This window comes from Paraburkholderia sp. BR10937 (genome assembly GCF_040965695.1).
Lineage (GTDB): Bacteria > Pseudomonadota > Gammaproteobacteria > Burkholderiales > Burkholderiaceae > Paraburkholderia.
In genome coordinates, this window is the sequence record NZ_JBFRCL010000001.1 from 343,250 (window position 1) to 356,577 (window position 13,328).

Below are 13,328 nucleotides of genomic sequence, written 5' to 3' on the forward strand. Positions count from 1 at the left end.
GCGCGGTGCACGCGCCAGACACGATCAACACAAACGCGGCGCACAACCCTGCGACGGGACGCGGCGCGCCTCGTCAACGTGTCACAGGGCCCAGACTCAGTGGATCTGCGCGCCGGCGGGCATGACGTGCTCGCCCGTGTCGATCAGATCTTCGAGAAAAAAGGGCTCGGTATTGAGCTGCGCCGACGAGCCAGGCTCCCCGGCATACCACGTCACCATCGCCATGTCGCCGAGAATGCGCATCACGATGCCGCGCGCGCCCTGTGGCACCGCGATATGAACGGAACGGACGATAGAACCGATTTGCATGATGTTTCCCCGTTACCTCGCTACCTTCGCCGACTCCCTCGAAGGAAGTCCGGTCGGCATGCTGACAAAAAAAACCGATGCGCACGATCAGTTGCGCGCGCATCCAAACTCGCTTCGGGCGACCCGCTCTCGCCGCGCGCTTAAGCACGGCCGGACCCTTGGCAACCCCATTGTTGCCTGTTTGAGCGCGCGAGCAAAGCGAAAAAATAGGGGGGTGTATCAACGGCGGCGTGCATTTGGCGCCTCGTGCCGCCACAGCCCCGCCCTGCTTCGCTCACGCATCTTACGAAAACCTGACTGTAACAGATGGTAAACCCCATTCTTCGCGACCTTGCTAGGGCAGTCCCTGAAAAAGTACGCTGATGCATGGCGACTGGCGCTATAGTCCTGTCCCAACCGTGCACCACAAAGGCCCGGCGCAGCACAGGCAAAGACCTCACGCGCGCCACAATAGCCGGCCACGATACCGATAACCTGAACGCTCGCCACCGCGGCCAGACCAGCCGCGCGAGCCAGACTCCGCCACCAGCGAAGGAACCCGCCGTTCCATGTGGATCGTTCGACTCGCGCTCAAGCGCCCGTACACGTTCGTCGTGCTCGCGTTGCTGCTTTTGATTGTCGGGCCGCTGACGATCCTGCGCACGCCCACGGACATCTTCCCGAACATCGACATTCCGGTGCTCTCGGTGATCTGGACCTACACGGGTCTGCCCGCCGACGAGATGGAAAAGCGCATCGTGCTCAATTACGAGCGCGGCCTTTCCGTGGCGGTGAACGATATCGAGCACACCGAATCGACGTCGCTGAACGGCATTGCGGTCGTGAAGATCTTCTTCCAGCCGCATGCCAATATCCAGGAAGCGCTCGCCGAAGTCACGGCGCTGTCACAGGCGCAGCTGCGCTCGCTGCCGCCCGGCATCCAGCCGCCGTTCATCCTGCGCTACAACGCCTCGACGGTGCCGATCCTGCGCCTGTCGCTTTCTTCGCCGCAGCTGACCGAGCAGGAGCTGTTCGACTACGGCAACAACTTCCTGAAGACGCAGCTCGCGACCGTGCCGGGCGCCTCCGCGCCGCTGCCCTATGGCGGCAAGCAGCGGCAGATCATGGTCGACATCAACCAGCGCGCGCTGCAGCAGCACAATCTCTCGCCCATGGACGTGGTGAACGCGATCAGCGCGCAGAACCTCATCCTGCCTTCGGGCACGGCGAAAATCGGCGCAACCGAATATTCGGTGACGATGAATGCAAGCCCCGACAGCTTAGCGGGCCTGAACGACATTCCCGTGAAAACCACGGCGAGCGGCACGATCTATATCCGCGACGTGGCGCACGTGCGCGACGGCTACGTGCCGCAAACCAATATCGTGCGCGTGGACGGCCAGCGCGCCTCGCTTCTCACCATCAACAAGAGCGGCAACACGTCCACGCTCGAGATCGTGGACCGCATCAAGGAGATGATGCCGACGCTGCGCAATCTCGTGCCGCCGTCGCTCAATATCGATCCGGTCGCCGACCAGTCGCTGTTCGTGCGCGCCTCCGTGCAGGGCGTGCTGCGCGAAGCGCTCATCGCCGCGGCGCTCACGGCGCTCATGATCCTGCTGTTCCTCGGCAACTGGCGCGCCACGCTCATCATCGCGATCTCGATTCCGCTGTCGATGATCACCTCGGTCATCGTACTCGCAGCGCTCGGCGAGACCATCAACATCATGACGCTGGGCGGGCTCGCGCTCGCGGTCGGCATTCTGGTTGACGACGCAACGGTCGCGATCGAGAACATCAGCCAGCAACTGGAGCAAGGCAAGACGCTGGAACAGGCGATTCTCGACGGCGCGCACCAGATCGCGATTCCCACGCTCGTCTCCACGCTCTCCATCTGCATCGTGTTCGTGCCGATGTTCCTGCTCACGGGCGTGGCGCACTACCTCTTCATTCCGCTCGCGGAAGCCGTGGTGTTCGCGATGCTGGCGTCGTACTTCTTTTCGCGTACGCTCGTCCCGACGCTCGCGAAGTATCTGATGCGCCATCATCACAAGCCCGCCGACCTGCATCACGTGCATGGCACGACGCGCAATCCGTTCATGCGCGTGCACCTCGCGTTCGAGCGCGGCTTCGAGGGGCTGCGCGAGCGCTATCGCGGTTTTCTCATGGCGCGGGTGAAGCATCCCGTGTGGTTCGTGGTGGCGTTTCTCGCCTGCTGTGGCGCGTCGTTGCTGCTCATGCCGTTCCTCGGACGCGACTTCTTTCCGCAAGTCGATGCGGGCACCATCGCGCTGCACGTGCGCGCGAAAACCGGCATGCGCGTCGAGGAAACCGCGGTGCTCGTCGACCGTATCGACAAGCGCGTGCGTACGCTGATTCCGCCGGGCGAGCTGCATTCGATCATCGACAACATCGGCCTGCCGGTCTCGGGCATCAACCTCTCGTACAGCAACACGGGCACCATCGGCACGTCCGACGCCGACGTGCTGATCTCGCTGAACGAGGACCATCACCCGACCGCCGGTTACGTGCGCCTCCTGCGCCGCACGCTCAACGACGAGTTTCCGGGCGTGCAATTCGCCTTCCTGCCCGCCGATATCGTGAGCCAGACGCTGAACTTCGGCATGCCCTCGCCCATCGACGTGCAGATCGTGGGCCGCGACGTGGCCGGCAACCGCGCGTTCGCGGCGAAGCTGCTCGCGCGGCTGCGCGGCGTACCCGGTTTCGCCGACGCGCGCATCCAGCAGCCCGCGGACCTGCCGCGCATCTTCATCGACGTGGACCGCACGCGCGCGCAGCAGGCGGGCTTCTCGCAGAAGGACGTGGCGAGCGACCTGCTCATCACGCTCTCGGGCAGCCAGCAGACCACGCCCACGTTCTGGCTCAATCCGATCAACGGCGTGAGCTACAACGTCGTCACGGAAGCCCCGCAATACACGATCGATTCGCTGCAATCGCTCGCCAACATTCCACTCACCGCGAACGGGCGCAGCAACATACTCGGCTCGCTCGCGAGCATGCAGCGCATCTCGGGCGACGCGGTGGTCACGCACTACAACGCGCAGACCACCATCGACATTTACGGCACCGCCGACGGGCGCGACCTGGGCGCCGTTTCCGACGACATCGCGAAGATCATCGATGAGACGCGCAGCGAACTGCCGAAGACGTCGAGCATCAAGCTGCGCGGCCAGGTCCAGACGATGAACGATTCGTTCTCCGGACTGTTCGGCGGGCTCGTCTTCGCGATCGTGCTCGTGTATCTGCTGATCGTCGTGAACTTCCAGTCGTGGCTCGATCCGTTCATCATCATCACGGCGCTGCCGGGCGCACTCGCGGGCATCGTCTGGATGCTGTTCCTCACGCACACCACGCTGTCCATTCCCGCGCTCACGGGCGCGATCATGTGTATCGGCATCGCCACGGCGAACTCCATTCTCGTCATCAGCTTCGCGCGCGAGCAGTTGCGCCTGCACGGCGACGCGGCGCGCGCCGCGATCGAAGCGGGCTACACGCGCTTTCGCCCGGTGCTCATGACCGCGCTCGCCATGGTGATCGGCATGGTGCCGATGGCCATCGGCCTCGGCGAAGGCGGCGAGCAGAACGCGCCGCTCGGGCGCGCGGTGATCGGCGGCCTCGCGGTGGGCACGCTCGCCACGCTGATCTTCGTCCCCGTGGTGTTCTCGCTCATCTACCGCAAGCTCGGCGAGCGCCGCCAGCGCGCCAGTGAAAACGTGATGCCCAAATCATGAATACCCCGTCATGACGACTCATTCGCAAACGCCTTCGCCACAAGAGCCGCCTCGTCCTCATCAACCGCGGCGCTGGCCCATCGTGCTCGCCGCGCTCGTGGTGCTCGGCCTCGCGGCGCAGGGCATCTGGTCGCGCCATAGCGCGCATGCGGCGCTCGAACGCGAGGCCAAAAGCGCGAGCACACTGACCGTGCAGGTCGTCACGCCGCAGCGCTCGGCGCGCGCGCTCGACCTCGTGCTGCCCGGCAACGTGCAGGCCTTTCTCGACACGCCGATCTACGCGCGCACGAGCGGTTATCTGCGCAAGTGGTACTTCGACATCGGCGCGCACGTGAAGGCGGGCCAGCTGCTCGCCGAAATCGAGGCGCCCGAAGTGGACGACCAGTTGCGCGCCGCGCGCGCCGATCTCGCCAACGCCGAAGCGAACTACGCGCTCGCGAAAACCACGGCCGACCGCTGGACGCAGATGTTGCAAACGCGCTCGGTGGCGAAACAGGACACCGACGAAAAAGTCGGCGACATGCTCGCGAAAAAGGCCACGCTCGATTCCGCGCGCTTCAATGTCTCGCGGCTCTCGCAGCTGCAGTCGTACGAGCGCGTGACGGCGCCCTTCGACGGCATCGTCACGGCACGTAACGTGGACGTCGGCGCACTCATCGACGCGGGCAACGGCGGCACCTCGCAAAAGGAGCTGTTCCATCTTGCGCAGGCCGACCGTCTGCGCGTGTACGCGAACGTGCCGCAGGCTTACGCCCAGCAGATCCGTGTGCAGCAGCACGCGTATCTCACGCTCAACGAGGAGCAGGGCAAGCACTTTCCCGGCATCGTCGCGCGCACCGCGGGCGCGGTCGACGCGCAGCAGCGCACCATGCTGGTCGAAGTCGATGTGGACAACCGCGGCGGCGAACTGCTGCCCGGCGCGTATGCGCAGGTCCACTTCGCGCTCGACGGCTCGGCCACGCCGATCACGCTGCCCGGCAACGCCTTCCTGTTCCGCCCCGACGGTGTGAAGGTGGCGACCGTCGATGCGCAAGATCGCGTGAAGCTCGTGAAGGTCACGCTCGGCACCGACTTCGGCACGCGCGTGGCAGTGGCGGCCGGGCTCACGGGCGACGAGCGCGTGATCGTCAATCCGCAGGACGCGATCGTCGACGGCACGCCGGTGCGCATCGTGCAGCCGCGCGGCGCGCACGAGGCCGGTGCGGCGCATGGCGCGAGCGGTGCGGGCAGGAACATGGGCAACAGCGCGCAGGCGCAGGGCGAATGATGAAGCACGCGCGGATTCGACTGTTCGCGTTGGCCATGCTCGCGGCGCTCGGCGGCTGCAAGGCAGGCCCCGACTACGTGCGCCCGGCGATGCCCGTGGCCGCAACCTTCAGGGAACTCGAAGGCACGGGCTGGACGATTGCGCAGCCCGCTGATAGTGCGTCGCGCGGCGCGTGGTGGACGATCTACGAGGACGCCCAGCTCGACGCACTCGAAGCCCAGGTCGAGAGCGCGAACCAGAACGTGCAGGCCGCGCAGGCGCACTTTCGCGCGGCGCGCGCGAACGTCGCGCAGCAGCGCTCGAGCTTTTTCCCGCACGTGACGGCGAGCGGCGACTTTTCGCGCTACCGCACCTCGCAGAATCTCCTGTACACGTCGAAGGCCGGTCAGACGATCAATGACTACTCCGTGGGCATCGACGCCACCTGGGAGCCCGACATCTGGGGCCGCGTCGCGCGCAACGTCGAGGCCGCCAAAGCGAGCGCACAGGCGAGCGCCGCCGATACGCAGGCCGTGCTGCTCTCCATGCAGGCCGAACTCGCGACCGACTACTTCGAGCTGCGCGGCGTCGACCGCGAACGGCAACTGCTCGACGACACCATCAAGGCCTATCGCGAATCGCTCGAACTCACGCAGAACCGCTACGCGGGCGGCATCGCCACCGACGCCGACGTGGGCCAGGCGCAAACGCAGCTGCAGACCACCGAGGCGCAGGCGATCGATCTCGGCGTGCAGCGCGCGCAGCTCGAACACGCCATCGCGATCCTGATCGGACAGTCGCCCTCTACGTTCACACTCGCTGCCGCGCCGAAGGAGGCCTATGCGGTGCGCGCGATCGCGAGCCCGCCGGGCGTGCCCTCGACGCTGCTCGAACGGCGCCCCGACATCGCGGCTGCCGAACGGCGCGTGGCCGCTGCAAACGCGCAGGTGGGCGTGGCGACGGCGGCGTTCTTCCCGAGCCTCATGCTCGCGGTCACGGGCGGCCTGGAAGCGACCAACTTCAGCCAGTGGCTCGTCGCGCCCGCGCGCTTCTGGTCGCTCGGACCGACGCTCGCGGGCACGCTGATCGACTTCGGCGGGCGCGAGGCGGTGCGCAACGAAGCGCGCGCGCAGTATGACGAGAACGTCGCGCAGTATCGCCAGACCGTGCTCGACGCCTTCGGCGAGGTCGAGGACAACCTCGCGGCGCTGCGCGTGCTCGAACAGGAGGCGGCGGCCCAGGACCGCGCGGTGAACGCCGCGCAGCGCACGCTCGTCACCATCAACAATCGCTATCTGGGCGGCGCGATCACCTATCTCGACGTGGTGGTCGCGCAAACCACGGCGCTCACCAACGAACGCCAGGCCGTGGCGATCTCGCGCCGGCGCATGGCGGCGAGCGTCGCGCTCGTGAAGGCGCTGGGCGGCGGCTGGAACGCGGCGGATTTGCCGGGCGATGCGGCGCTGGTCCACCCGGACGACGCACAAAATGCGCAGCCCGCCAGCGGGCCGCAAGGCGCTTCGCCGGCCGCCGCTCGCAGCGCGCAGCCGGGCGCCTCGCGCGCTCCGGGCTGAGCGGCCGCGCGGTTGCGCCGGGCACCCGGCCTGCGGCGCTCGACCACGCCATTTGCCCAACAGGCGTATCGTTGCGCCTTTGCAATCTTGCTGGAGATCCTGTCGTGACTGCATCACCGGGCGCCCCGCGCACTTCCGCGCCCTCCGCCGTTCCGTACATCGAACGCGGCACTCCCGAATTCTGGCGCGCAAGCCTCGCGCTGCTGTTCGCCGGCTACGCCACCTTTTCGCTTCTCTACTGCGTGCAGCCGCTCCTGCCCGCGTTCTCCCAAACCTTCGGCGTGAGCCCCGCGCAGAGCAGTCTCTCGCTCTCGTTCACCACGGCCGCGCTCGCCATCGCGATCTTCGTCGCGGGCTTCGTCTCCGAAGGCTGGAGCCGGCGCGGCATGATGACCGCTTCGCTGTGCGCCTCGTCGCTGCTCACGCTCGCCAGCGCCTTCGTGCCGCACTGGCAGGAGATGCTCGTGCTGCGCACGCTCCTCGGCATCGCGCTCGGCGGCGTGCCCGCCGTGGCCATGGCGTGGCTCGCCGAGGAAATGCACCCGGACGGCCTCGGCCTTTCGATGGGCCTCTACGTGGGCGGCACGGCGATCGGCGGCATGGCCGGGCGCGTAATCACGGGCATCGTCACCGACCTGTTCGGCTGGCGCGCGGCCGTGGCCGTGATCGGCGTGCTCGGGCTCGCCTCCATGTTCGCGTTCCGCTCGCTGCTGCCGCCCTCGCGTCACTTCGTGCCGAAGAGCGGCCTCGGCTTCGCGCATCATCGCGCGGCGCTGCTGCGCCACTTCGCGCGGCCGGGCCTGCCCATGCTGTTCGCCATGGGCTTCGTCCTGATGGGCAGCTTCGTCACGCTCTACAACTACATCGGCTACCGCTTGATCGCGGCGCCCTATCACATGAGCCAGGCGGCCATCGGCGCGATTTTCCTCGTCTACCTGACCGGCGTGGTCGCCTCGCCGTGGTCGGGCCGCATGGCCGACACGTTCGGGCGCGGCCGCGTGCTGATCGCCAGTCTCGCGCTGATGCTCACGGGCGTCGTGCTCACGCTGTTCGCACCGCTCACCGCGATTGCGGCGGGCATCGCCTGCCTGACCATCGGCTTCTTCGCGGGGCATGCGGTCGCGAGCGGCTGGGTCGGCCGGCTCGCGCGCGAAGCGAAGGGCCAGGCCGCGGCGCTTTACCTGCTCGCCTATTACCTCGGCTCGAGCGTGATGGGTTCGATCGGCGGCCACTTCTGGGCCGGCGCGGGCTGGGGCGGCGTGGCCGGCCTCGTGATCGTGCTGCTGGCCGTGGGCCTCGCACTGGCGCTCACGTTGCGCGGGCGCGAACGAGCCGGAGCGGCCTGAGCCCGCGCGGCATGCAAACTGCGCACTCGCGACTTTGTGTGCTGCGCGCGATGGCAATCGAAAGGCGTCCGTAATATTCAGACGACTCGCGATTTGCGGGCCGTGTGCATCGCACCGCAGCGCAGCGCCGCATCTGGCGGGCTTTTGCGGCGCGGCATCGGCTTCGCGGGGAGTCTGACGGCGCGCACACGCGCCGCCGCGCGCGCCGCCCTCACCTATACTCGATTGCAGGCCCGGGGCCGCAGCGCCATGCCATTGGCATGGCGATGAGAAAGACAAGCACTGCGAGCCATCGTCGCCCATACGATACGCAATCCCTGCATGGGACCGGAGTCAATGCTGAAGCACTAACTCCGGATCGACAGGAGACAAGCATGGAAGGTTATTTCACGATCGGCGATTTCGTGATGATCATCCCGATGGCCCTCGCTGGCGCGCTCTTTCTTGGCGCAGTGCCGTGCGCAACGGAATTCAGACACAACACGCTGCGCGTGATCGGCGCGCTGATCGGCGTGCTCGCGGCCGTTGCACTCGTCGAGACACTGCCGGCGCTGATGTAGCGGACGTTTGCCGTACGCTTCGTACGCACGGCGGCTTGCGATGCGCCGGCCCGTGAAGTGACGAAGCAACGAAGCGGCATCCTCGCGGCTCGAAGCGTTGCGGCTGGCGCGCACGCGCGCCAGCCGCTCGCACTCCCCCTCTCAGCCGGGATCGATACCCGGCTGCAAGCCCTTGAACTGACGCAATGCAGCGGCCAGGTAGCCCGTTCGCGCCGCCGCGCCTGCGGCCTCTTCGGCGTGCACGAGCGCGGGCAGCGCCGTCCATGGCTGCGTCGGATGCAGATGATGCTGGCGATGCAGATGGTGATTCATCAGCAGCACGCCCAGCGCGCGCGGTACGCGAAAATCCCGCGCGCGGCCCGGTTCGTCGAGCGCGACGCCGTAGTGCGGCAGGTTGTCGGCAAGCGAGAGCCACAGTCCGCGCAGGTACATCGCCACGAGGAGCACTGGCCAGGCCTTGCCGTAGAGCGCGAACGAAGCCGCATAGAGGGCGAGCGACGCGAGCCAGTCGCGCCGCGCGCGGCGACGCCTCACGGGATCGGTGGCGTGGTTCGCGAAGAGCCGCTGCACCTGCACGCCTTCGCGGCCATGCGCGCCCACGCCGCGCTCGATGACGGCACGCGCGAGCCGCGCCGGCACGAACGCCAGCAGCGGCAGCAGCAATTCGGCGAGGTACAGGCCGCCCATCAGCCGCCCGTAGTACGCCACGCGACGACGCCAGCGCGGACCGCTCGCGCCGTGCTTGTCGTGCACATCGGGCCGGTCGAACGGCTCGCGCGTGAAGCGGTGATGCATCAGGTGTCCGAAACGCACGGCGTCGAACGGCATCGCCAGACCGATCGAGAGCGCGCGGGCGAACCACTCGTTCACGCGCCGGTCGCGCGCCAGTTGCCCGTGTATGCCTTCGTGAATGAGGCCCCAGTGGATCGGCGTGGCGAGCACGACGGGCGCGAGCGTCGCCAGCAGCGCGAGCGTCGGGCCGCCCGCTGCGTCCAGCAAGAGCGGCAAGCCGATGAGTTCGTAGCCAAGCGCCGTGAACGCGAACGCGATCAGCGCGGCGTTCATGCGGGTCGTCGTTGCGGGCCTGGGTGGGTGGGTTGGCCGCCTGGCGGGTTCGGCGCGGGTGGCGGACGGGGAAAGCGCTTCAGTTTCGGCGCTCAAGAACTCCATGGTGATTCCTCGCGGCAAAGGCTGCCGCGACGTTAGCAGGGCCACATGACAAAGCGAAGAATGGCGCACCGCGCGGTCGTGGCCGATGTCTGCCCGATTGTTCGCGCATAAAAAAACCGCCTCGCGAGGAGGCGGTTCTTTACGCCGGGAAGCGGGCAGAAGCGTGCCGCTCAGATGTGCTGATCGGTCGACGGCTTCTCCCACAGATTCACGCCGCCTTCGGTCGCATAGCGGTCGATCTCCGCGAGTTCTTCCTTCGAAAACTCGAGGTTCTTCAACGCCGCGACGTTCTCGCGTACCTGCTCCGCGCGGCTCGCGCCGATCAGCGCCGAGGTCACGCGGCCGCCGCGCAGCGTCCACGCGATCGCCATCTGCGCGAGGCTCTGGCCGCGGCGCAGCGCGAGGTCGTTGAGCTTGCGCACGTGCTCGATGTTCTGCGTGCTCAGGTGCTCGCTCTTGAGCGAGCCGCCGCCCGGGCGGTTCACGCGCGCGTCTTCGGGCACGCCGTTCAGGTACTTGTTCGTGAGCACGCCCTGCGCGAGCGGCGTGAACGCGATGCTGCCCGTGCCGAGGTCCTCGAGCGTGTCGAGCAGTTCTTCCTCGACCCAGCGATTGAGCATGTTGTACGACGGCTGGTGAATGAGCAGCGGCACCTTGTATTCGGCGAGGAGCCGGGCCATTTCGCGCGTCTTCGCGGGCGAATACGACGAGATGCCGACATAGAGCGCCTTGCCCTGCTGCACGGCCGTGGCCAGCGCGCCCGCCGTTTCTTCGAGCGGCGTTTCCACGTCGAAGCGGTGCGAATAGAAGATGTCGACGTAGTCGAGGCCCATGCGCTGCAGGCTCTGGTCGAGGCTCGCGAGCACGTACTTGCGCGAACCGCCGCCCTGGCCGTACGGGCCCGGCCACATGTCCCAGCCGGCCTTCGACGAGATCAGCAGCTCGTCGCGGTACGGACGGAAATCGTCCTTGAAAATGCGGCCGAAGTTCGTTTCGGCGCTGCCGTACGGCGGGCCGTAGTTGTTCGCGAGGTCGAAGTGCGTGATGCCGAGATCGAACGCGGTGCGCAGGATGTCGCGCTGGGTCGAGATCGGCGTGGTGTCGCCGAAGTTGTGCCACAGACCGAGCGACAGCGCGGGCAGTTTGAGCCCCGACTTGCCGCAAAAGCGGTACTGCATGTCCGAATAGCGTTCTGAGGCTGCTGCGTAAGCCATGGTCTGAATCCTCGGCGAAAACGGGAAGTGAGCGAAACGAGGGGCGCGATGCGCCGAGGGGCGCACCGCTCGCGTGAGGCAGCTATGTTAGCCAATCCGCCCAAGGCGTGCAGATGCCCACTATGCGGGAAAGGCGATGGAGCGCGCGCGTCGGGCAGGCGCAAAAAACCGCACCCTGGACGCGCCGCGGCCACTCGCCTACACTGCGGCGTCCATCCTTTGCGAGAGGTTGTTCATGGCCAAAGCGATTTCGATCGCGCTCATCGCCTGTGGCGTCGTGCTGTTGTACTTCGGCGGCCAGTCGCTCCATTCGTTCGCGAACGACATGTCGCGCCTGTTTACCGGCGCGCCCACCAACCGCACGATCCTCCTGATCGGGGGCGGCATCGCCGCGACGCTCGCGGGCATCACCGGGCTCGCGATGTCGGGGCGCCGGCGCTAGTTGCCAGCACGGCAGCGTCGGCTCAGAACTTCACCTCGGGCTTCGACGCCGAGCGCGTGCCCGGCAGCGGCACGTTGCTCGCGCCGTGATAGGTGTAGACAAGCGAAAACTTCACCTGATCGCTCTGGTTCTGCCCCGCCGAATGCAGCGTGTTGCAGTGGAAGAAGACGACGTCGCCGGCGGCGAGCGTCGGGGCAATGGCGCGGTCGATCCACACCTTGTTCTCGGGCAGGTCGGCGCGGAAGAATTTGGCGGCGTCGAACTTGTCCGAGGTGAACGGCGCTTCATGCGAGCCCGGCACGAACCACAACCCGCCGTTTTCCATCTTCTCCGGCCCGAGCGCGAGCCAGACCGACACGAGGTCGTCCCGCTCGAACGACCAGTAGCGCACGTCGCGGTGCCAGCCCGTCAGGCTGCCGTAGTGCGGATGCTTCGTCATCATGCAGTTGTGATGCGCGCACGACAGGACCGGCTCCTCGCCGAAATACAGCTCCATCCACCCCGCGATTTCCGGCGACGTCGCCCACTCGCGATACAACGCGTGGCGCGAGTAGGCGTCGAGCAGGCGCCGCACCGTATGGCCGCCGGGAGCGTGCTTCGATTCCGGCGCGCCGGGGTAGCGCAGATCGGCCTCGAATTCGAGCGGCGCGGCAGCCGCCTGCAACTGCTCCTGAGCAACCCGCTTGATCGCCTCGCAGCGCTCGGGCGAGACGAGCCCCGGCACGACCACGAAGCCGCGCTCGCGCAGCGCCTGCACCTGTTCTTTCTTTGACTGGACTGACATGGGACTTCCGTTATGCGATCTCGATGCGAGCAAGGGCCGCAGCCTGCGTTCGCCGCTTGGTCAAACGACAAGCGTGCGGCGTCGGCGCGCGCCGACTTCATCGATTGTAAAGCGTGCCGGCACGGCGGGAAGGACCACGCGCTCACACGAGGTGGCTCCATGTGCGCCGCGCATCGAGCCGCACGCGAATGGCGCGCGCGCACCGCGATGAAGACAAAGGGCGGGATCGCATGCATCAAAGACGCGCAGGGCCGGGTATTAACGGACTTTCTGCCGTCATGATTCGCGTGTAGCCTGTCGCGATGTTGTTTTACTTCACCGAATTCTCATCGCACGGACGGATCGCCGTGAACGCCTTGCCCCACAAGGTGCTCCAACAGAAGAATCCGTCGCGTCGCGTCCTACGCCGCGCCATGCGGCCCGTCTCCCGTCCACCGAAATCGTGACGCCCTGGAAGACAGGCACGTTTGCTGCTCGACGCATAGCGTCGCGCAAGGCGCACCTCGAACCGATTGCTCAACCGCCATGCATACCCTCTTCAATACTCAACGCATGACCCACGCCGCCCACACAGCGCTGAAAGCGGCACGCCCCGCCCGCCGTCACCTGGTGCGCGCACTGCGACACCATGCCGCCCGCACCCGCGCGCTCACGCAACAGGTGCGCGAAGCGAAGCCCGTCGACGGCATGCGCACCTGGTTCCACTCGTTCTTCGCCGTGCTGCGCATGCGCTCGGGCGCGCGTCACTTCTCGCTGCGCACGCTGCTCTATCGCCCGAATGCGCCGCTGCGCACGCTCGCCGCGCCCTCCACGGTTCATGTGGCGCGCAGCACGCGCAAGCCGCGCCGGATGGCCGTGAGCAGCGCAGGCTGGTTCGGCTTCGCGATGCGTTAAGACCTGCGCGCGGCCCGCGCCGCGCAATCCGCAGAAAACAAAAACCCCGCACGGGCTT

11 protein-coding genes are annotated in these 13,328 nt (G+C 66.9%); 7 read left to right on the forward strand and 4 right to left on the reverse strand.

Translation table 11 applies throughout. The annotated features are described in order from the left end of the window. Positions 1-96: 96 nt before the first annotated feature. On the reverse strand, positions 97-309 hold the full coding sequence (locus AB4Y44_RS01560) for a hypothetical protein (RefSeq protein WP_028211876.1): 213 nt from the start codon (positions 307-309) through the stop codon (positions 97-99). Between the two features lie 548 nt (positions 310-857). Between AB4Y44_RS01560 and AB4Y44_RS01565 the strand changes: the two genes are divergently transcribed. The 5 genes from AB4Y44_RS01565 (at position 858) to AB4Y44_RS01585 (ending at position 8,766) form a co-directional block, all read left to right on the forward strand. Continuing rightward, positions 858-4,040: an efflux RND transporter permease subunit gene (locus AB4Y44_RS01565; RefSeq protein ID WP_368698519.1), complete on the forward strand. Its 3,183-nt coding sequence runs from the start codon at positions 858-860 to the stop codon at positions 4,038-4,040. Positions 4,041-4,050: 10 nt separating this feature from the next. Next, entirely contained in the window at positions 4,051-5,307 is a 1,257-nt protein-coding gene (locus AB4Y44_RS01570) for an efflux RND transporter periplasmic adaptor subunit (protein WP_368698520.1), read from the forward strand. A gap of 35 nt (positions 5,308-5,342) precedes the next feature. Then, positions 5,343-6,860: an efflux transporter outer membrane subunit gene (locus tag AB4Y44_RS01575; RefSeq protein WP_368698553.1), complete on the forward strand. Its 1,518-nt coding sequence runs from the start codon at positions 5,343-5,345 to the stop codon at positions 6,858-6,860. 104 nt (positions 6,861-6,964) lie between these two features. After that, on the forward strand, positions 6,965-8,206 hold the full coding sequence (locus AB4Y44_RS01580; RefSeq protein WP_368698521.1) for an MFS transporter: 1,242 nt from the start codon (positions 6,965-6,967) through the stop codon (positions 8,204-8,206). A gap of 374 nt (positions 8,207-8,580) precedes the next feature. Further along, complete coding sequence (locus AB4Y44_RS01585) at positions 8,581-8,766, forward strand: hypothetical protein (protein ID WP_028203177.1); 186 nt, start codon at positions 8,581-8,583, stop codon at positions 8,764-8,766. A 141-nt stretch (positions 8,767-8,907) separates the two neighbouring features. Here the strand turns inward: AB4Y44_RS01585 and AB4Y44_RS01590 are convergent, their stop codons facing one another. Together AB4Y44_RS01590 and mgrA are read right to left on the reverse strand one after the other, a co-directional pair. Beyond that, the gene (locus AB4Y44_RS01590; RefSeq protein ID WP_368698522.1) at positions 8,908-9,831 is read right to left on the reverse strand and encodes a fatty acid desaturase; all 924 of its coding nucleotides are present in this window, start codon (positions 9,829-9,831) and stop codon (positions 8,908-8,910) included. 275 nt (positions 9,832-10,106) lie between these two features. After that, on the reverse strand, positions 10,107-11,150 hold the full coding sequence (gene mgrA, locus AB4Y44_RS01595) for an L-glyceraldehyde 3-phosphate reductase (protein ID WP_342924422.1): 1,044 nt from the start codon (positions 11,148-11,150) through the stop codon (positions 10,107-10,109). 235 nt (positions 11,151-11,385) lie between these two features. On the opposite strand from mgrA, the gene AB4Y44_RS01600 reads away from it, so the two are divergent. Next, on the forward strand, positions 11,386-11,592 hold the full coding sequence (locus AB4Y44_RS01600) for a DUF3185 family protein (RefSeq protein ID WP_069264683.1): 207 nt from the start codon (positions 11,386-11,388) through the stop codon (positions 11,590-11,592). Positions 11,593-11,614: 22 nt separating this feature from the next. Here the strand turns inward: AB4Y44_RS01600 and AB4Y44_RS01605 are convergent, their stop codons facing one another. Continuing rightward, positions 11,615-12,376 carry a phytanoyl-CoA dioxygenase family protein gene (locus tag AB4Y44_RS01605; RefSeq protein ID WP_342924423.1) on the reverse strand — a complete coding sequence of 254 codons (762 nt, stop codon included), beginning with the start codon at positions 12,374-12,376 and terminating at the stop codon, positions 11,615-11,617. A 525-nt stretch (positions 12,377-12,901) separates the two neighbouring features. On the opposite strand from AB4Y44_RS01605, the gene AB4Y44_RS01610 reads away from it, so the two are divergent. Continuing rightward, positions 12,902-13,270 (forward strand): hypothetical protein, encoded by a 369-nt coding sequence (locus AB4Y44_RS01610; RefSeq protein WP_342924424.1) that lies wholly within the window; start codon positions 12,902-12,904, stop codon positions 13,268-13,270. The last annotated feature ends 58 nt before the right edge of the window (positions 13,271-13,328 follow it).

What these genes read in the sequence shown, in the direction of transcription:
- AB4Y44_RS01560 (WP_028211876.1), bottom strand. Translation starts at nt 309, where the DNA reads ATGCAAATCGGTTCTATCGTCCGTTCCGTTCATATCGCGGTGCCACAG.
- AB4Y44_RS01565 (WP_368698519.1), top strand. Translation starts at nt 858, where the DNA reads ATGTGGATCGTTCGACTCGCGCTCAAGCGCCCGTACACGTTCGTCGTG.
- AB4Y44_RS01570 (WP_368698520.1), top strand. Translation starts at nt 4,051, where the DNA reads ATGACGACTCATTCGCAAACGCCTTCGCCACAAGAGCCGCCTCGTCCT.
- AB4Y44_RS01575 (WP_368698553.1), top strand. Translation starts at nt 5,343, where the DNA reads ATGCTCGCGGCGCTCGGCGGCTGCAAGGCAGGCCCCGACTACGTGCGC.
- AB4Y44_RS01585 (WP_028203177.1), top strand. Translation starts at nt 8,581, where the DNA reads ATGGAAGGTTATTTCACGATCGGCGATTTCGTGATGATCATCCCGATG.
- AB4Y44_RS01590 (WP_368698522.1), bottom strand. Translation starts at nt 9,831, where the DNA reads ATGAACGCCGCGCTGATCGCGTTCGCGTTCACGGCGCTTGGCTACGAA.
- mgrA (WP_342924422.1), bottom strand. Translation starts at nt 11,150, where the DNA reads ATGGCTTACGCAGCAGCCTCAGAACGCTATTCGGACATGCAGTACCGC.
- AB4Y44_RS01600 (WP_069264683.1), top strand. Translation starts at nt 11,386, where the DNA reads ATGGCCAAAGCGATTTCGATCGCGCTCATCGCCTGTGGCGTCGTGCTG.
- AB4Y44_RS01605 (WP_342924423.1), bottom strand. Translation starts at nt 12,376, where the DNA reads ATGTCAGTCCAGTCAAAGAAAGAACAGGTGCAGGCGCTGCGCGAGCGC.
- AB4Y44_RS01610 (WP_342924424.1), top strand. Translation starts at nt 12,902, where the DNA reads ATGCATACCCTCTTCAATACTCAACGCATGACCCACGCCGCCCACACA.